At 74.3% G+C, this 17878-nt stretch carries 15 protein-coding genes; 6 read left to right on the plus strand and 9 right to left on the minus strand.

Going from position 1 to position 17878, the window contains the following annotated elements:
* The first annotated feature begins 75 nt into the window (after positions 1-75).
* Positions 76-1248 (plus strand): AI-2E family transporter, encoded by a 1173-nt coding sequence (locus tag ACH4LD_RS15680; RefSeq protein WP_398055243.1) that lies wholly within the window; start codon positions 76-78, stop codon positions 1246-1248.
* A gap of 254 nt (positions 1249-1502) precedes the next feature.
* On the opposite strand, the gene ACH4LD_RS15685 is transcribed toward ACH4LD_RS15680, so the two are convergent.
* Positions 1503-2060, minus strand: a complete 558-nt coding sequence (locus ACH4LD_RS15685; protein WP_398055244.1) for a TetR/AcrR family transcriptional regulator — start codon at positions 2058-2060, stop codon at positions 1503-1505.
* An 88-nt stretch (positions 2061-2148) separates the two neighbouring features.
* On the opposite strand from ACH4LD_RS15685, the gene ACH4LD_RS15690 reads away from it, so the two are divergent.
* Positions 2149-3306, plus strand: coding sequence for an FAD-dependent monooxygenase (locus tag ACH4LD_RS15690; RefSeq protein ID WP_398055245.1), 1158 nt, complete (start codon positions 2149-2151; stop codon positions 3304-3306).
* 70 nt (positions 3307-3376) lie between these two features.
* Here the strand turns inward: ACH4LD_RS15690 and ACH4LD_RS15695 are convergent, their stop codons facing one another.
* Positions 3377-3925 (minus strand): hypothetical protein, encoded by a 549-nt coding sequence (locus tag ACH4LD_RS15695; RefSeq protein WP_398055246.1) that lies wholly within the window; start codon positions 3923-3925, stop codon positions 3377-3379.
* A gap of 39 nt (positions 3926-3964) precedes the next feature.
* Positions 3965-4363, minus strand: a complete 399-nt coding sequence (locus tag ACH4LD_RS15700) for a metalloregulator ArsR/SmtB family transcription factor (RefSeq protein WP_063823243.1) — start codon at positions 4361-4363, stop codon at positions 3965-3967.
* Positions 4364-4460: 97 nt separating this feature from the next.
* Here ACH4LD_RS15700 and ACH4LD_RS15705 point away from each other — a divergent pair, with 97 nt between their 5' ends.
* On the plus strand, positions 4461-6551 hold the full coding sequence (locus tag ACH4LD_RS15705; RefSeq protein WP_398055353.1) for a heavy metal translocating P-type ATPase: 2091 nt from the start codon (positions 4461-4463) through the stop codon (positions 6549-6551).
* Between the two features lie 357 nt (positions 6552-6908).
* Positions 6909-8015: an aromatic acid exporter family protein gene (locus tag ACH4LD_RS15710; protein WP_398055247.1), complete on the plus strand. Its 1107-nt coding sequence runs from the start codon at positions 6909-6911 to the stop codon at positions 8013-8015.
* A 61-nt stretch (positions 8016-8076) separates the two neighbouring features.
* Here ACH4LD_RS15710 and ACH4LD_RS15715 read toward each other — a convergent pair whose 3' ends face one another.
* The 5 genes from ACH4LD_RS15715 to ACH4LD_RS15735 form a co-directional block, all read right to left on the minus strand.
* On the minus strand, positions 8077-8592 hold the full coding sequence (locus ACH4LD_RS15715; RefSeq protein ID WP_398055248.1) for a molybdenum cofactor biosysynthesis protein: 516 nt from the start codon (positions 8590-8592) through the stop codon (positions 8077-8079).
* Between the two features lie 69 nt (positions 8593-8661).
* The gene (locus tag ACH4LD_RS15720; protein ID WP_398055249.1) at positions 8662-9558 is read right to left on the minus strand and encodes a lysozyme; all 897 of its coding nucleotides are present in this window, start codon (positions 9556-9558) and stop codon (positions 8662-8664) included.
* Between the two features lie 84 nt (positions 9559-9642).
* Positions 9643-11505 carry a M1 family aminopeptidase gene (locus tag ACH4LD_RS15725; protein WP_398055250.1) on the minus strand — a complete coding sequence of 621 codons (1863 nt, stop codon included), beginning with the start codon at positions 11503-11505 and terminating at the stop codon, positions 9643-9645.
* Between the two features lie 279 nt (positions 11506-11784).
* A complete protein-coding gene (locus ACH4LD_RS15730) occupies positions 11785-12441 on the minus strand; it encodes a 1,4-alpha-glucan branching protein (protein WP_398055251.1) in 657 nt (218 codons plus the stop codon).
* 282 nt (positions 12442-12723) lie between these two features.
* Entirely contained in the window at positions 12724-14340 is a 1617-nt protein-coding gene (locus ACH4LD_RS15735; RefSeq protein ID WP_398055252.1) for an adenosine deaminase, read from the minus strand.
* Positions 14341-14600: 260 nt separating this feature from the next.
* Here ACH4LD_RS15735 and ACH4LD_RS15740 point away from each other — a divergent pair, with 260 nt between their 5' ends.
* Together ACH4LD_RS15740 and ACH4LD_RS15745 are read left to right on the plus strand one after the other, a co-directional pair.
* Complete coding sequence (locus ACH4LD_RS15740; RefSeq protein ID WP_398055253.1) at positions 14601-14948, plus strand: DUF5133 domain-containing protein; 348 nt, start codon at positions 14601-14603, stop codon at positions 14946-14948.
* Positions 14949-15111: 163 nt separating this feature from the next.
* On the plus strand, positions 15112-16029 hold the full coding sequence (locus ACH4LD_RS15745) for an SGNH/GDSL hydrolase family protein (protein ID WP_398055254.1): 918 nt from the start codon (positions 15112-15114) through the stop codon (positions 16027-16029).
* Positions 16030-16170: 141 nt separating this feature from the next.
* Here ACH4LD_RS15745 and pgm read toward each other — a convergent pair whose 3' ends face one another.
* Positions 16171-17811, minus strand: coding sequence for a phosphoglucomutase (alpha-D-glucose-1,6-bisphosphate-dependent) (gene pgm, locus ACH4LD_RS15750; RefSeq protein WP_398055255.1), 1641 nt, complete (start codon positions 17809-17811; stop codon positions 16171-16173).
* Positions 17812-17878: the final 67 nt, after the last annotated feature.

Consider the following 17878-nt stretch of genomic DNA (forward strand, 5'->3'; position numbering starts at 1 on the left):
GTGCTTACGGTGCTGTGGAGGTGACCGGCTGTCAGCCGGGGCGCCCCTCAGGGTACGGAGGAGGTGGGAGCGTTGGTGGGCGATGCGCGCCGGCGGGTGGCCCGGCCGAGCGGCGGGCGCCAGGCCGGACGCGCGGTGAGGGTCCGCCGGTCGGCGTACTCCGTGCGGCTGCCGTCCGTGACCCGCCCGGAGCCGCCCGTGCCGCCGGCCGAGCGGACGGTGCCGTGGCTGCGGATCGCCGCGGCCTATGCCTGGCGGCTGATCCTCGTCGGCATCGTCGTGTACGGCGTCTTCAGCGTCCTCGGCAGCTTCCAGCTCATCGCCGTCGCGCTGTTCCTCGCGCTGGTCGTGACGTCCGTTCTGCACCCGCTGACCGACCTGCTGAGCCGGTTCCTGTCCAGGCCGCTGAGCGTGGCGATCGCACTGGTGGGCAGTCTGGTGCTGCTCCTGGGCCTGCTCGCGCTGGTGGGCAGCGCGGTGGCGGGTGAGTCCGCCCGGCTGGCGGGTGAGTTCCGCGGCGGTGTCCACCGTATCGAGGAGTGGTTGCGGCGGCCGCCGTTCCGGCTCAGTGCCGACGCCCTCACCGGGCTCCAGCGCCAGGTGACGCACTACCTCTCCACGCACCGGGCGGCTCTGCTCAGCAGCGCGGTCAACGAACTGGGCCGGGTGGTGGAGCTGGTCACCGGCGCCGCGCTCGCGCTGTTCGCCTCGGTCTTCTTCCTGCACTCGGGCGAGAACCTGTGGAGCTGGGCGCGGGACCAGTTGCTGCCGAGCGGTGCCCGCCCGGTGTGGGACCGGGCGGGGCGGGCGGCCTGGCGGGCCTTCGCGGGATACACGCGCGGCATCATCATCGTGGCCGCCACCAACGCCGTCCTGGTGGGAGTGGCCCTGCTGGCGCTGCGCGTACCGCTCGCGCTGCCGCTGACCCTGCTGGAGTTCTTCGCGGCGTTCGTGCCGCTGGTGGGCTCACCGGTGGCCCTGGGGGTCGCCACGGTCGTCGCGCTCGCCGGACGGGGTCCGCTGACGGCGGTCGGCGTACTGGTGCTGATCGTGGTGATCGGCCAGTTGGAGGGGCATGTGCTGCATCCGCTGGTGATGAGCTGGGCGGTGCGGCTGCACCCGCTCGTCGTAGCCGTGTCGGTCATCGCGGGCAGCATCGTCGCCGGGGTGATCGGCGCCGTCGTCGCGGTCCCGCTGGTCTCGGTCGTCTGGGCGGTCCTACGGGCACTGCGCGCGGTGCCCCCGTGACGGAACGCGCGCCGGGTGCCGAGGAGGCCCGGGCTGCGATCGCGCGGAGGCGTCGTTCGTACGGATCAGCGCAGCGGGGCCGGGAGCAGGCCGCGGATCTCCGCGCGGCGGACGCCGAGGAGGCCGGCCCCGTCACCCCGGGGAGCCGTCGTCGTACGGATCAGCGCAGCGGGACCGCGAGCGGCTGTGGATCTCCGCGCGGCGGACGCCGAGGAGGCCGGCCCCGTCACCCCCGGGAGCCGTCCCCGGACGGATCAGCGCAGCGCGGCCTCGACCAGGCCACGGATCTCCTCCTCCCGCACGCTCCCACCGTGGACCAAGCGGTCGAAGACCAGACCGTCCACGCAGGTCAGCAGGGTCACCGTGCGCTCCTCGGGGTCCCCGACGCCCTGCGCGGCGAGGAATGCGCGCACGATCCGCCGCCCCTGGTTCTCGCGCGGCACGAGGATCTCGCGCAGTTCGGGGTGGTGCGCGCTCTCGACGGCGCAGGCGTAGCGGGCGAGGGACCGCCGACGCCCCTCGCCGGTGAGCCGTGCCGCGACCAGCGCGGCGATGCCCGTCGTCAGTTCGTCGGCGGTCCGCGGTACGGGCGTGGCGGCGCCCCTCTCCTCCAGCTCCGCCTGGTCCAGCGCCACCAGACGCCGGACCAGTGCGGTGAGGAGGGCCTGCCGGGTGCGGTAGTACGCGGAGGTGGTGCCCGGCGGCAGTTGGGCAGCGCGGTCCACGGCGCGGTGCGTCAGCCCGCGCATGCCGCTGTCGGCGAGCACGGTGATCGCCGTGTCGGCGAGGAGGGTACGTCGGTCTGTGGCCACCCCCTCTTTCTACACCCGCCTTCTACAGCCGTAGAAGGGCGCGCTAGGGTGCTTCTACAGATGTAGAAACCCACGGGAGGGGGCCGGCATGGGCGGTACGGCGGTGGTGGTCGGGGGCGGCATCGGCGGGCTGGCCGCGGCACTGGGCCTGCGCCGGATCGGCTGGGAGGTCCGGGTGGTCGAGCGGGCCGCCGTCCTGGCCGACGCGGGCGCCGGCATCTCGCTGCACGCCAACGGGCTGCGCGCGCTGGACGCGGTGGGCGTGGGCGCGGCGGTCCGGGTGGCGGCGCGCCCGCAGTACACCGGGGGTACGCGCACTCCGGCGGGCCGGTGGCTGTCGCGCATGGACGGCACCCTGCTGGAGCGCGAGCTGGGCTCCCCCGTCGTCGGCATTCCGCGCGCGGTCCTGCACCGTCTGCTGCGCGCGGCGCTGCCCGAGGAGTGCCTGCTCGTCGGCGCGACCGTGGACACGCTCGACCTCTCGGCCCCCGGACGGGTGGGCGTGCCGGTCGGGGACGGCGTCCTGGAGGCCGACCTGGTCGTCGCGGCGGACGGCGTGCACAGCCGGCTGCGCGGGCAGCTGTTCCCGGAACATCCCGGTCCGGTGTACGCCGGTTCGACGGTGCTGCGGGCCCTCACCGAAGGACCGCTGGAGGTGGCCACCGACTTCGAGCTGACCTGGGGCGCGGGGGCCGAGTTCGGGCACATCGCGTTCACCGACGGCCGCGCCGAGTGGCACGCGGTCCTCAACGCGCCGCCCGGAGTCCGCCACGCCGACCCGCTCGGCATGCTCCGCCACCGCTTCCGCGGCTGGCACGACCCGGTCCCCGCGCTGCTGGCGGCCACCCGGCCCGAGGCCGTGCTGCACCACGACATCCACGAACTGGCCACGCCGTTGCCGTCGTTCGTGGCGGGACGGGTGGCGCTGCTGGGCGACGCGGCGCACGCCATGACGCCGCACCTCGGCCAGGGCGCCTGCCAGGCCCTGGAGGACGCGGTCACCCTGGCCGCCGCGCTGGCCGGGGAGGACTCGGTCGGCGCGGCGCTGGCCCGGTACGACGCCGAGCGCCGCCCCCGCGCCCAGGCGGTCGCCCGCGCCGCCCGGCAGGCCGGCCGGCTGGGCCAGCAGCTGTCCCACCCCCTGGCCGTCGCCCTGCGCGACACGGGGCTGCGTCTGGCCCCGTCCCGGGCGACGATGCGGGCGATCCTGCGCCACGCCGACTGGACGCCGCCGAGCCTGGGCTGACGGGGAGCCACCTCGGCCCGGTCGGGCAGTCGGCGGACCCGCACGCCCGCCTCGGCACCGGTTCGACCGGTCAGGTCCCGGTCCGCTCGGCCTTCGCGCGGGCGATGGCCGCGCCGGCGGGGTTGCGGGTGCTGATCCGGGCCAGCGGGGTGCCGTCCGGGGCGGCCAGGTACAGCCAGTGGACGGTGGGGCCGTGGCTGTTCTGACCGTAGGACGTGGTCTCCGTCCGCTCGGTGACAGCCAGTTCGGGCCAGGTGAGGGCGTGGGTACGGGCCACGCCCACGGTCACGACGACGCCCCCGGCGAACACGTGGAGGCGGGTGTCCCGGTGGGTGAGCCGGCCCTCGATGAGGAAGCCGGCCACGGGGAGGGCGACCACCAGGACGAGGAGGCCCACGGCGACGGCCTTCACCCCGGGGCCGTAGGGGCCGGTCACGATGCCGACGCCGAAGACCACGCAGAGCAGCGCGGGCATCAGCGACACGCAGCCCAGGCCGGTGATCCGGCTCCCGATGCGCTGTGTGTGCGTCCGCTCGCCCAACCCGTGTGTGACGGCGGCCCGTTCCGCCCTGCGCAGCGCCTCCTCGTCCGCTTCGGCGCTCCGTGTCCCCCAGCCCATTGCCCGGCCCCCCTCCCGCGGACATCTTCCGGTGATCCCTCAGCGGGCAGTGCCGGACGGCGTCTCCTCCGGCAGGCCGGCGTCCGCGCCGTCGCTCAGGCCGAGCCGCAGGTGCTCGATGTGATAGACGGCCTGGTCGAGGAGTTCGGCGACATGGCCGTCGTACAGGGCGTAGATCACCGAGCGGCCCTGGCGGCGGCCGACCACCAGGCCGAGGTTGCGCAGCAGCCGCAACTGGTGCGAGCACGCGGACTGTTCCATGCCGACCTCGGCGGCGAGCTCGGTGGCCGCGCACGGGCCCTCGCGCAGCCGGGACAGGATCAGGAGCCGGGACGGGGTGGCGAGGGCCTGGAGCGTGGTCGCCACGCGCGTGGCGCTGTCCGCGTCGAGACGCGTACGCGGAACCGCCGTCCGCGCGGGAGTCGCTCCATGGCCCATGGCAGTCATCATACAGACGACACTTGAAAGGTTCTTCATATGTACCTGTATGGTGGGCTCCGCCCCGTCGTCCACCCAGCCGAAGGGTTCCCTCGTCATGCCCTCCGTCCTCACCGACCGCCGCGCCCTTCCCAGCGGGGCCGCGCGCGCCGAGCCCGCCGCGCCCCGGCGCCGCACCCGGGTCCTCGCGCTGCCCGAGGCCCGCTGGGCGGCGGCCGCCGCGGTGCTGTTCCTGCTCGCCCTGCCCCTCCAGCTCACCGGCGCACCCGGCTGGGCCTGGGGCGTGCCGTACGCGCTCGCCTACGCGGCCGGCGGCTGGGAGCCCGCGTGGGCGGGGCTGCGGGCGCTGGCCGACCGGACCCTGGACGTCGACCTGCTGATGGTCGTGGCGGCGCTCGGCGCGGCGGCCGTCGGCCAGGTGACGGACGGCGCCCTGCTGATCGTCATCTTCGCCACCTCCGGGGCGCTGGAGGCGCTGGCCACCGCCCGGACCGCCGACTCGGTGCGCGGCCTGCTCGACCTCGCCCCCGCCACCGCGACCCGGCTGCGCGCGGACGGCACCGAGGAGACGGTCACGCCGGCGGACCTCACCGTCGGCGACACCGTGCTGGTGCGGCCCGGGGAGCGGATCGGCGCGGACGGCCGGGTGCTGGACGGGACGAGCGAGGTCGACCAGGCCACCATCACCGGTGAACCGCTGCCCGTCACCAAGGAGCCCGGCGACGAGGTGTTCGCCGGCACCCTCAACGGCACCGGCGCGCTGTGGGTGCGGGTCGGCCGGGACGCCGCCGATTCGGTGATCGCCCGGATCGTGCGCATGGTGGAGGAGGCGTCCGAAACCAAGGCGCCGACCCAGCTCTTCATCGAGAAGGTAGAACAGCGTTACTCGCTCGGCATGGTCGCCGCGACGCTCGCCGTGTTCGCGGTACCGCTCGCCCTCGGCACCGCGCTGACCGGATCGCTGCTGCGGGCCATGACCTTCATGATCGTCGCCTCGCCGTGCGCGGTGGTGCTCGCGACCATGCCGCCGCTGCTGTCGGCGATCGCCAACGCCGGCCGGCACGGGGTGCTGGTCAAGTCGGCGGTGGTGATGGAGCGCCTCGGGCAGGTGGACGCGGTGGCGCTGGACAAGACGGGCACCCTGACCGAGGGCACGCCACGGGTGACGGACGTGGTACCGCTGCCCGGCGCCGGTCTCGGCGAGCCGGAGCTCCTCGCGCTCGCGGCGGCGGCCGAGCATCCGAGCGAGCACCCGCTGGCCCGGGCCGTGGTGGACGCCGCGCGCGCCCGTGGCCTCGCCGTTCCGACGGCCCGCGGCTTCCGGTCCGCACCGGGCGTCGGCGTCACCGCCACGGTCGGGGACCGCACGGTCGCCGTGGGCGCGCCGGCCCGTCTGCTGAACGGGACGAGCCGGAGGCCGGACGACGGCGCACCGACCGCGCCGTCGCGCGCGGACCGGCACGGCTCCCCCACCACCACCGCTTCCCCGGTCCCCACCCGGCAGGCCCCCGACCGTGCCGCCGCTGCTCTCGTCGCGCGGCTCGAAGCCGGTGGCCGTACCGCCGTGCTGGTCGTGGTGGACGGCGTTCCGGCCGGGGTGCTCGGGGTCGCGGACCGGCTGCGGCCGGACGCCGCCGTCACCGTCACCGCGCTCACCGCGCTGACCGGGACCCGGCCGACGCTGCTGACCGGGGACAACGCGCGTGCCGCCGCCCGGCTGGCCGGTGAGGTCGGCATCCATGACGTCCGGGCCGGGTTGCTGCCCGAGGACAAGGTGACCGCCGTGCGGGAGCGGCAGGACGCCGGCCGCCGGGTGCTGGTCGTCGGGGACGGCGTCAACGACGCGCCCGCGCTGGCCGCCGCGCACACGGGTGTCGCGATGGGCCGGGCCGGTTCCGATCTGGCGCTGGAGACCGCCGACGCGGTGATCGTGCGCGACGAACTGGCCGCGGTGCCCGCGGTCGTCGCCCTCTCCCGCCGCGCCCGCCGCCTGGTAGTGCAGAACCTCGTCATCGCGGCGGTGTTCATCTCCGGCCTGGTCGTCTGGGACCTCGCGGGCACGCTGCCGCTGCCGCTGGGGGTCCTCGGTCACGAGGGTTCCACGGTCCTCGTCGGCCTGAACGGTCTGCGCCTGCTGCGCGAGACCGCCTGGAGGGAAGCGGCGCGGACGGACACGGCCCCCGCCTGATCCGCCGACGCCCTCGACCCGGACCCGGGCAACGCCCACGCCGAGGAGCGCCGGCCCACACGCACCCCGCCAGGCCGAGAGACCGACCGCCCCGCGTACTCCGACTCGCACCCCCGCAACACCCACCCTGGGGGCAGCCGGACCACACGCACCCCGTCCGACCCACCGAGGGTCACGTCCCCAGCGCCCGCCGTCCCCGACCCGCACCCCGGCGACACCACGCACGCACCCCCGGCCGGTCGAACGGCGTCGGCGCACCGCTTCCCCGTCGTCACGGTGGCATGAGGCCGGGCGAACGGTGGCACCCGGGGCGCCGTGCGTGGGATACGAGTGACCTGGCAAGGAGTACGGCGTGATGTGGCGGGCGCGGCGGGTGCCGTGCGGCGGGCCTGGGCGGGACCGTGCCGGGAACGGGACCTGGCCGTCCAGGCGGTGAAGGCGGCGCTGGCCGCGTGGGTGGCGTGGGCGGTGGCGGGCTGGTGGCTGCGGGCGCCGGTCGCGTTCGTCGCGCCGTGGGTGGCGGTCGTCCTGGTGGAGTCGACGGTGTACCGGTCGATCGCGCACGGCCTGCAACAGCTCGCGGCGATCGCGGCCGGCACGGTCGCGGCGACCGCGGTCGGACTGCTGCTGCACAGCACGGTGGGCGCGATGGCCGTGGTGCTCCCCCTCGTGATGCTGCTGGGCCAGTGGCGCCGCCTGGGCAGTCAGGGCATCTACGCGGCCACGGGCGCCCTGTTCGTCCTGACCAACGGGTCGGTCACCGTCGCCACCTCCGCGGCCCGGCTCGCCGAGGCCCTGTTCGGGGCGGTGGTCGGCATCGCCGTCAACGCGCTGGTCCGGCCGCCGCTGTACCTGCGCGACACCCGTGCCGTGCTGCGGGACGCGACCGAGGAGGCCCACGACATCCTGCGGGACGTGGCCGACGGACTGGCCGAGAGCCGCTGGGACGCGGAGGAGGCCGACGCCTGGCACCAGCGCGCGCTGCGCCTGCACGGGCTGGTCGAGCGGGCCCGCTCGGCGGTCGAGTGGAGCCGGGAGAGCCTGCGCGTCAACCTGCGCGGGCGCCGCAAGCCGGCCGTGCCGCTGCCCGGGAAGGGGTACGACGACGCGCTGGTGGTGCTGGACTACGCGGCCGTGCACACCGCGGGGGTGACCCGCACGGTGCTGGAGGCCGCCGCCGAGGACCGGTCGGCGCCCCGGCCGCACCCGGGGCTCGCGAAGCGGTACGCGGAGTTCCTGTACGAGACCGCCCACGCGCTGCGGCTCTACAGCCACAGCCGGTTCGGCGACGAGTGCGAGGACGAGCTGCGCGAGGCGGTGGCGCGGCTGCGCGGCACACTCGGCGAGCTGCGCCGGGACCTGGTCCGCTCCACGACGGACGACCCCGACGAGGTCGCCACCTACGGCGCGCTGCTCGCCCAGGCCCACCGGCTGGCCGACCAGTTGGCCGCCTCGACCGGGTGAGTGCCGCCCCGTCAGTCGCCACGCGGGCGCCCCTCCCCGGGGCCGTACTCACGAGTCGTGCTCACGCGCCGGGCGCCGTGTCCCCCGGTTCACGCACCCCGAACACGGCGGGGCCCACGGTGAGAACGCCGTCGGTCAGCGGCCGGCAGCGCACTCCCCCGCCGCCGCGCAGGGCGCGCTGGGCGCCGGGCCCGAGGGTGGTGTCCATCCAGGCGCAGGGCCGGGCGGCGCTGCGCACCTCCAGTTCGACCGGGCCGGAACCGGAGTCGAGGAAGACGGTCCTGCCGATGTAGGCGTCGATGTCGACCCCGCGCAGCAGGACGTTGCGCCGGGTCCGCAGCAGGTCGGCCGGGTAGGGCCCCGGCTGTGGCAGTCGCTCGGCGGCCATGAGGGTGATCGACGCGTTGCGGTGGGCGGGATGGTTGAAGTACCGGTCCCCGACGATGCCGAGGCCCGCGCGGACCTCGGCCCTCGTCACGAGTTCGCCGGGCGGCAGCTCGGGCGGGCCGTCGCCCGGCCGGCCCGCGAGGCGGTGCACCGGGGACACCAGCAGCTGGAGTATCTCGACATGCGGCACGCTCCGAGCCTAACCAGCGCCGGTCCTTCCCGGTCGCCGGCGCCCGGCTGTCCGGCCGTCATCCGGAGGTCAGGACCGTGACGCCGTCCCGGAGCCGGGTGTCCGCAGCGCCTCCGCGTCCGGTGCGTCACCGGTGGCGAACTTCCGCAGCCCGTCCTGGGAGCCGTTGAAGCGGTCGTGGTCGCCGACCGTCGGGCCGCTGGAGGTGTACTGCCACATCGTGTACGACTTCCAGCCGGCCGGCAGCGGCCCGACCGTCGAGGCGTAGCGCGCGATCCACAGCGGGCTGGTCGCGCCGAAGCCGGCGTAGTCGCCGGTGCACTCGATCCACCAGTTGGTCGCCGTGTAGATGACCGCGTCCCGGCCGGTGCGGGACTTGTAGCGCTCCAGGAAGTCCCCGATCCAGCTGATCATGCCGCTCTTGGACTTGCCGTAGCAGGAGTCGCCGTACGGGTTCCACTCCATGTCGAGGGCGCCGGGGAGCGTCTGGGCGTCGTTCGACCAGCCCCCGCCGTGCTGCACGAACCAGTCGGCCTGGGCGGCGCCGCCGGCCGTGTCCGGGGTGGCGAAGTGGTAGGCGCCGCGCACCATGCCGACGTCGAACGAGCCGTCGTACTGCTGGGCGAAGTAGGGGTTGGTGTAGGACGTGCCCTCCGTGGCCTTGGTGTACGCCCACTTGGTGCCGTCGTTCCACAGCGTCGGCCAGTCGACGTCGCGTTGGTGGCTGGAGACGTCCACTCCCTCGGTCTGGGAGGCGCGGGGGTCCGGGGGCGGGTCGCCGGACTCGCCGTCGTGGGCGAGGACGCCGATGCCCATGTAGGCGCTGCCGCGCACGGGTGCGCCCCCGGTCGCGTCGGACGCGGCCGGGGGGCTGGACAGGAACAGCAACAGGCAGGTCAGGGTGCCGCTGAGGCACAGGCGGGACCGGCCACGGGGGCGGAATATGGGGATTCGCACGGAATCCATCCGACCCGGGGCCGGGCCCTCACGCACTCCGGACTGCGCCCAACGAGGCGGTCCGCGGCCGGTTTCCACCCGTGTGGGTGTCCGTCACCCCTCGATGCGGTGCTGCGTCCAGAAGGAGGTCAGGTCCGTGCTGGTGGCGGCCTGGGCCGCCGCCTTGAACTCGGCCGTGGTGGACACGCCGTACCAGTGCGCTGCCGCGTAGTCCTTCAGCAGCTTGGCCATGGCGGTGTCCCCGAGGACGCGGCGCAGGTCGTGCAGGGCGCATTTGCCGTAGCCGTACACGACGGTGGAGTACCGGGAGGAGTGCGCGTCCCAGTACGCCATCGAGTTGGTGATCTTCTCGGCGCTGGAGGCCCAGGAGACGCCGCTCCAGCAGTTGCTCCCGGTCTTGCCCTGGGCGAGGTCGGTGGCGTAGTCGGTGAACGACTCGTCCAGCCAGGGGCTGCTGTACTCGTCGTCGCCGACGATGCCGTACCACCACTGGTGGGCGATCTCGTGGGTGAGCGCGGTGGTGCTGACCACGTCGAGGACGAACCCGGGGTACTCCATGCCGCCGAACCAGTAGTTGTTGTCGATGACGGCGTCCAGTTCGCCGTACGGGTAGGCCCCGAACCGGGAGGCGTGGGCGTCGACCGCGCTCTTGGCGGTGCTGAGCATCGACTGGGCGCTGGTGGAGCTGATCCCCGAGACGGAGTAGACGTTCACCGGGACACCGGCGGCCGAGGTGCCGGAGATCCTGGTGAAGGGGCCCGCCGCCCAGGCGAAGTCACGGACCTTGGAGGCGGTGGCCGTGGTCACGGTACGGCCGCTGGAGCCGGGCGTGTCCGTGGAGGTGCCGGTGGCCGGGACAAGCAGGGTGCTGGGATGGTCCAGGGTGACCTTGAAGTCGGCGGCCAGGGAGTAGAAGGACTCGCCGTTGTTCGTGTACGGGTCCAGGTGCCAGCCGGCGCTGTCGCGGACGGCGAGGACGGGCAGGGCGTTGCCGACGAAGCTGAACGCGCCGTCGTGGCCGAAGCGGTCGGCGCCGCTGGGCACGGTGATGCCGAGGTCGAAGCCGATGGTGGCGCTCTGGCCCTGGGCCAGCGGGCTCGGCAGGTCGACCTTCAGAGCGGTGCAGGCGACGGAGAGCGCGCCGGCGGTGCCGCCGGTGACGTTGGTGACCTTGACGGGCATCGCGTCGCAGCTGCCGTGGTAGTTGTCCCACAGTCTGAGGTAGACCTCGCCGAGCGCGGTGGCGGAGGCGTTGGTGAAGGTCACGCTCTCGTGCCCGGTCCAGACGGTGCCGCCGGTGTCGCTGCTCAGGTTCACGGTGTACGACGGTGCCGCCGGCGTCCGTGCGGAGTCGGCCGGCGGTGGTGTGGTGCCGTCGGAGGTGTCGAGGGCGATGTCGTCCAGGACGAAGCTCGTCTGGAGGCTGGAGTCCTCGGTGCCGGTGAAGGACAGGTTCACGGTCTGGCCGGCGAACGCGGACACGTCGATCGACTTCTTCACGTAGCCGGTGTTCTCGTCCAGGTTCGAGTAGGTGGCCAGCGTGGTGCTGCCGAGCTTGGCCGTGAGCTTGTCGTAGGCGGTGGACGAGGTCGTCTCGGCGGTGTCGATGTGCAGCCAGAAGGTGAGGGTGGCGGTGCCGCAGCCGGACGGGACGGTCACGCTCTGGCCGAGGGTGTCGGTGTGGGTGCCGCCGACGCCGTCCAGCCAGGCGTAGGAGCTGCCGCCGTGGGCGGTCTGTCCGGAGCGGCTGGTGATCACGGTGGACGCGGACTGGGTCCACGGTGAAGTGCCGCTCTCGAAGCCGCCGTTGGCGATCACCTGCGCCGGGGTGCAGGCGGCGGCCACGGGAGCCGTGGCGGGCCGGGCGGCGGCGGAGGTGCCGGGGAGGAAGAGGGCGGCCAGCGCGGCGGCGGTGACCGCGCCGACGCCGAGGGCCCTGTGGGGGGTCGGTCTCACACGCTGCTCCTTTGCGGCGGCCGGGGTCCGGCCTGCTCGGAAGACCGCCCGCCGGCTGGGGTGCGCCGGGGCGGTCGGGGTGGGGTCTGCGCGTTCGCTGTGCGGAGGTGCGGCGCGCGTCCCTGTGGGTCGGGGCGCGGGCTGCCGAAAGACTGACAGATTTGACCGGTCCATGCCAGACCAAGGGGCGGAGGTGCCGTGCCGCGTGGGGTGTCACCGGCGCCGCCCGCTGGTCAACGGGCGGCGCCTGCCGGGGTCAGAGGGTGGCGCCAGCCGGAGTCAGCGGGTGCGCAACGTCATGAAGACGGCCCGCAGACGGGTGCCGTCGGGGCCCTGCCAGCCGGTCGCCACATGGCCGAGGGCGCCCTGCGGCGGCAGCGGCGGGTTCTCGGCGACGGGGGTGAGGACACGGTGGACGTGCAGGACCGGGCCGCCGGGCACCGGGAGGCGGGTGCCGTCCTCGTCGTCGGCCGGCTCGGGCGTGAAGCGGTCCGGGCCGAGTGCCGCGCCGCCGTAGGAGCGGGTCACCTCGTGGTCGGGCGTGTCCGTGATGCTCTGGGCCATCGCCTGCGCCCGGCCCTCGAACAGCGCCAGCAGTTCGGTGACCAGCACCGGGTCGTGGCAGCCGTCGTACACCCAGCGCGTGCCCAGCACCCCGTGCTCCGTCGTGCCGACGAGGGCGTGTTCGGCGCCCTCCAGCGGCGCCCCCCGGTAGGTGAACGGCACAAGGTAGGCCGTCCGCCCAGGGGTTGCGGTGTCGGTGGCGACCAGGAACTCGATGCCGACCTCGCCCTCGGGGTCGTCCAGCCGGAAGCCGCCGGACCTCTCCAGCACGGGCGCGTCCGGGCCGCCGCGGTACCAGGGGCGGCTGGGCAGCCAGTCGGCGAGCAGTTCCGTCTTGGTGGGCTTGAGCGTCGTGCGGTGGATGACGGCCATGCGGGTGGTTGCCTCCCGTTGCGCGGATGTGGACCCGCCCAGCCTTCCACACCCGTCCCGCCGGTCACCTCCGGGCCCAACCCGGCCCGGGGACCGGGCCGTTCGCCCGCCGCCGGCCCGCGCCCCGCCACGACCCGCTCGCACGCGGTGTGGACGGCGAGCGGGTCGAGAGCCTGGGGACGGCCGTGGGGCAGGGACGGAGACCGGCCGGCGCCAGCCGCCCGCTGGGCCGCTTCCCGGGGTGTGGTGCACACGGCCTTGCGCCACGGTCCAGCGGTGGGGTCAGCTGCCGTGCGTCCTTTCGAAGACGGCGAAGGCGGCCTCCTGGCGCCATTCCAGGCGGGCCTTGGCGCTGTCGGCGAGCAGGTGCCGGCAGGCCGCGCCGCGCACGGGGAGGCCGGGGTGCTCGGCACGGCAGGCCGGGACCGGCTGGTACCCCTGGGCGGTGGGGTTGCCCTGCCACAGACTCGCACCCGGCAGGAAGCCGTACTCCAGGGAGGCGCGGGCCAGGTCCTTCAGCTCGGGGTAGCGCAGGCCATAGGTGGCGGCGGCGTACTGGTACTCATGGCTGATGTCGATCCGGGACACCCCGGGGTCGTCGGTGGCGAGGACGACGGGGACGCCGTAGCGGCGGTAGGTGCCGAAGGGGTGGTCGGCTCCCTTGACGCCGAGGATCTGGGCGTTGCTGGAGAAGGGCACCTCCACCGCCACCTGACGGTCCGCCATGGTGCGGGCCGTACGGCGCCAGTCGTCCTCGTGGACCAGGTCGACGCCGTGCCCGACCCGTTCGGTGCGGGCGACGTCCACGGCCTGACGGATGTGGAACTTCAGGTCCCGCGGCTTGACCAGCCCGGGCCACAGCTCGCCCGCGTGCAGGGTGACATGCGCCTTCGGGTACTGGGTGCGCAGATAGCCGACCATGCGCATCTGCAGGCTGTAGTCGCGCAGGGCGCTCTCGGAGTCCTCGGGCTGGACGAGGTCGACGGCGACGAACCGCGGGTCGGCCTCGGCCAGCCGCAGGCCGAGGGCGAGCTGGGTGAAGACCCGCTCCGGGGCACTGCCCCGGGACGCCTGGGAGATCCAGCGGACGGTGAGGCCGCACCCGGGTCGCGCCTGCGGGGTGCCGCACCGCTCGGTGGCGCGGAACTCGGCGTCACCGTCGTCCGCCTCCTCGCGGGCCTGGGCGACCAGCTTGTCCAGCTTGCCGCCCGCGACCAGTCTGCGGTGCAGGGCGGCGAGGTCGTCGTCCCAGCCGACCTCGGCGGCCAGCTTCTTCGCGCCGTCGGAGGCCGGGGTGACCATCGTCTCCAGGTAGGACTGGTTGTTGCGGACGACGGTGTCGGCGACCTCCGCGAGCAGCTTGCCCCGGTGCCGCCAGGTGACCTCGCCGAACCTGCCGAAGGTGTCGAAGAAGTGGTCGTGCCCGCTCTCTCCGGGCGAGAAGTCCTCCATGGACCAGGCGCGCACCAGTGCGTCGTGGAAGGCGCGGTCGGAGCGCGCGTCGGCGGCGGGCCGGGTGCCCGGGCCGCAGGGCGGGGTGACCGCGGTCAGCGTCGCGGTGTCGACGCACAGCCCGTCCTCGGCGGCCAGCTCGATCAGGTACTCCGTGGACACCGCGCCGGAGAGGTGGTTGTGCAGGTCTCCGCCCTTGGGGAGCTGCCGGAAGAACTCCCTCAGGGCCGCGGGCCGGTCGTGGAGGGAGCGCAGACGGGCGTCCGTGCGCGCCTCCGCGGCGGTGACCTGCCGGGGCGGGGGTGCGGCGGGCCGGTCGTCCCGCTGCGCCGGCTGGGCTGCGGCGGGCAGGGCGGACAGCAGGGACAGGACACTGAGGGTGCCGACCACGGCCGGAACGACCCGCCGGCTCAGGGCACTTCGAGTTTGCAGACTCACAAGTGGCATGATCACGGAAAGATCACGGCGGCGTGCCCTGATCCGGCACATCTCCGGCGGAGAGCACCCGACCGGGTGACACACCGTCACACCGCCGGGTGTCCCGGCGCCTGCCCACCCGTTGCCCTGTCCCCCGTCCGGTCTCCATTTGAGTACTCAACCACTCACCGCCCCGGTCGTTCAGGGAACACCGGGGGCATGTGTGGCGGATGCGCGGGTATTCGCGCTGCGACTTCGTACATCGGCGACCCATCAGGGAGGCGGATCGCATGCTCATGGCACATCCCGCGGTACTGCAGGACCTCATCGCCCAGTACGAGGCCCTCACCTTGCTCGGGGCGGAGGAGAGCACACCAGAGGCCCGGCAGCGGCTGGCGGACATCTCCTACACGCTGTGCGTGGCCACCGGCACCCGGGACGTCGACATGGCCCTCATCGCCGCCCGCCACCGCCTCTCCGGTGCCCGCCCGGAGGACGACTCCCTGCTCCAGACGACGGTCACACCGGAGCCGTCCCCCACGCTCCAGGCGCCGATCACACCGGAGTCGTCGCCCGCGCTCCAGACGTCGTCCGCGCTCCAGCCGTCCGCTCCCACGGAACAGGTGTCGGCGGTCTGAACCGCCCCTCCCCCAGGGCCGTCACCCGCCCTCCCCCGGAACTCGTCGCGTCCCGCTTCTGGTCTGCGTGACCTACCGGACGGTATACAGGCCCGGTCGAACGCGCGAGGGCCACTCTGCGGAGGTGCCGCCGCGCGCCGCAGCGGGCTCAGGGGGAGGACTCATGGCGAACGGCACGCATCCGGCGGGCGGGGCGAGAGGCCGGGGGCGGTACGCCGCGCTCGGAGCGGCACTGGGCGGCTGCGCCCTCGTCGCCGCCGGCACGGCACCGGCCGCTGCGCACCCAGGCGGGCCGGGCCCCGCGACCGCCTACGTCGCGCTCGGCGACTCCTACACCTCGGGCCCCGGTGTCCCGCGGCAGGTGGACGCCGACTGCGCGCGCTCGGACCACAACTACCCCTCGCTCGTGGCCGCCCGGCGGCAGGTGGCCGCCTTCACGGACGTGAGCTGCGGCGGCGCGACGACCGCGGAGATGTGGCAGGCGCAGGGCACCAATCCGCCCCAGCTCGACGCGCTGGACCGGCACACGGACCTGGTGACGGTGCAGATCGGCGGCAACGACGTCGGCTTCGGCTCCATCATCGCCACCTGCGCCCGCCTGGCCGCCCAGGACCCGGCGGGCAACCCCTGCGAGCGCTCCTACACGGCCTCCGGCCACGACCAGCTCGCTCTCACCATCGTGCGGACCGCGCCGAAGATCGACCGGGTGCTGCGGGCCGTCCACGCCCGGGCGCCGCACGCCCGCGTGGTCGTCGTCGGCTATCCGGACCTCCTGCCCGACGACGGCAGCGGCTGCTTCCCGCAAGTCCCGTTCGCCCAGAAGGACTTCGCCTACCTGCGGGACACCGAGAAGCGGCTGAACCTGATGCTGCGGCTGGTGGCCGGCGTGAACCGGGCCGAGTACGTGGACACCTACGGCCCCACGGTCGGCCACGACATGTGCAAGGCGCCGGCGGACCGCTGGATCGAGCCGCTGCAACCGGCCTCCCCCGCCGCCCCGGCACACCCCAACGCCCAGGGCGAAGCCGCCATGGCCGCGGCCGTGCTGGACCGCCTGGACCGGGGACGCGGACGGAACTGAGCCGGGAAGGCGGGCGGGACCGAGCCCGGCAGGCGGGCCATCCAGCCCGGAACGCGGCGGAACCGGGTCCGGAACGCAGACGGAACCGAGCCCTGGGCGGTGGGGCGGTCTTCCGGGCCGGGAGGCCGCCCCGCCGCCCGCTCAGCCGCCGAGCGCTCCCAGCACGACGGCCTGGGCCTCCTCCTGCACCCGGGCGAGGTGGTCGGCGCCGAGGAAGGACTCGGCGTACACCTTGTAGACGTCCTCGGTTCCCGAGGGGCGGGCGGCGAACCAGGCGTTCTCGGTGGTGACCTTGATGCCGCCGATCGCGGCCCCGTTGCCGGGCGCCTCGGTGAGCACGGCAGTGACCGCCTCCCCGGCCAGCGTGTCGGCGGTGACCTGCGCCGGCGACAACTTGGCGAGCAGAGCCTTCTGTTCGCGGGTCGCGGGGGCGTCGATGCGGGCGTACGCGGGTGCGCCGAAGCGGGCCGTCAGGTCGGCGTAGTGCTCCGAGGGGGTCTTGTCGGTGACGGCCGTGATCTCGGAGGCGAGCAGGGCGAGGATGATGCCGTCCTTGTCGGTGGTCCACACCGAGCCGTCCCTGCGCAGGAAGGACGCGCCGGCCGACTCCTCGCCACCGAACCCGAGGTCGCCGCCGATCAGTCCGTCCACGAACCACTTGAAGCCGACGGGCACCTCGACGAGCCGGCGGCCGAGGTCCCCGGCGACCCGGTCGATCATCGTGGAGGAGACGAGGGTCTTGCCGATGCCCGCGGCGGCCGGCCACCGGTCGCGGTGCCGGTAGAGGTAGGAGATGGCGACGGCGAGGTAGTGGTTGGGGTTCATCAGGCCCGCGTCCGGGGTGACGATGCCGTGCCGGTCGGCGTCGGCGTCGTTGCCGGTGGCGATGCGGAAGCGGTCGCGCTGCTCGATGAGGGAGGCCATCGCGTAGGGCGAGGAGCAGTCCATGCGGATCTGGCCGTCCCAGTCCAGCGTCATGAACCGCCAGGTGGGGTCGGTGTGCGGGTTGACCACCGTCAGGTCGATCCCGTGCTGCTCGGCGATCCGGCCCCAGTAGGCGACGGAGGCGCCGCCGAGCGGGTCGGCGCCGATGCGCACGCCGGACGCGCGGACGGCGTCCAGGTCCAGGACGCTGGGCAGATCGGTGACGTACGTCCCGAGGAAGTCGTACCGCCGGGTGGTGTCCGCGGCGAGCGCGCGGGTGTACGGCAGGCGGCGTACGTCCTTCAGGCCGCCCGTGATGATCTGGTTGGCGCGGTCCTGGATCCAGGAGGTGGCGTCGGAGGCCGCCGGACCGCCGCTCGGCGGGTTGTACTTGAAGCCGCCGTCGGCGGGTGGGTTGTGCGACGGGGTGACGACCACACCGTCGGCGAGGCCCGTGGTGCGGCCCCGGTTGTACGTCAGGATCGCGTGCGAGACGGCGGGCGTGGGCGTGTAGCCGTCCGCGCTGTCGATGAGGACGGTCACCTCGTTGGCGGCGAACACCTCCAGCGCGGTGGCCTTGGCCGGCTCGGACAGGGCGTGGGTGTCGGCGCCCAGGAAGAGCGGCCCGTCGGTGCCCTGGGCGGCCCGGTACTCGCAGATGGCCTGGCTGGTGGCGGCGATGTGGTCCTCGTTGAAGGCGCTCGCCAGGGACGAGCCGCGGTGGCCCGAGGTGCCGAACGCCACCCGCTGTCCCGGGTCGGCCGGGTCGGGGTGCAGCGTGTAGTACGCCGTGACCAGCCGGGCCACGTCGACAAGGTCCTCGGGACCGGCCGGCCGGCCGGCGCGCTCGTGCGCCATGAGTCGGTTCCTCCTCGATGGGGTCGTTCGCTCACCGCCCATCTTTCCTGTCAGGGGCGCGCCATGC

Origin of the sequence: Streptomyces sp. NPDC017676 (genome assembly GCF_044329325.1) — a bacterium.
Taxonomy (GTDB): domain Bacteria; phylum Actinomycetota; class Actinomycetes; order Streptomycetales; family Streptomycetaceae; genus Streptomyces.

What these genes read in the sequence shown, in the direction of transcription:
- ACH4LD_RS15690 (WP_398055245.1), top strand. Translation starts at nt 2,149, where the DNA reads ATGGGCGGTACGGCGGTGGTGGTCGGGGGCGGCATCGGCGGGCTGGCC.
- ACH4LD_RS15695 (WP_398055246.1), bottom strand. Translation starts at nt 3,925, where the DNA reads ATGGGCTGGGGGACACGGAGCGCCGAAGCGGACGAGGAGGCGCTGCGC.
- ACH4LD_RS15700 (WP_063823243.1), bottom strand. Translation starts at nt 4,363, where the DNA reads ATGGGCCATGGAGCGACTCCCGCGCGGACGGCGGTTCCGCGTACGCGT.
- ACH4LD_RS15705 (WP_398055353.1), top strand. Translation starts at nt 4,461, where the DNA reads ATGCCCTCCGTCCTCACCGACCGCCGCGCCCTTCCCAGCGGGGCCGCG.
- ACH4LD_RS15720 (WP_398055249.1), bottom strand. Translation starts at nt 9,558, where the DNA reads ATGGATTCCGTGCGAATCCCCATATTCCGCCCCCGTGGCCGGTCCCGC.
- ACH4LD_RS15730 (WP_398055251.1), bottom strand. Translation starts at nt 12,441, where the DNA reads ATGGCCGTCATCCACCGCACGACGCTCAAGCCCACCAAGACGGAACTG.
- ACH4LD_RS15735 (WP_398055252.1), bottom strand. Translation starts at nt 14,340, where the DNA reads ATGCCACTTGTGAGTCTGCAAACTCGAAGTGCCCTGAGCCGGCGGGTC.
- ACH4LD_RS15740 (WP_398055253.1), top strand. Translation starts at nt 14,601, where the DNA reads ATGCTCATGGCACATCCCGCGGTACTGCAGGACCTCATCGCCCAGTAC.
- ACH4LD_RS15745 (WP_398055254.1), top strand. Translation starts at nt 15,112, where the DNA reads ATGGCGAACGGCACGCATCCGGCGGGCGGGGCGAGAGGCCGGGGGCGG.
- pgm (WP_398055255.1), bottom strand. Translation starts at nt 17,811, where the DNA reads ATGGCGCACGAGCGCGCCGGCCGGCCGGCCGGTCCCGAGGACCTTGTC.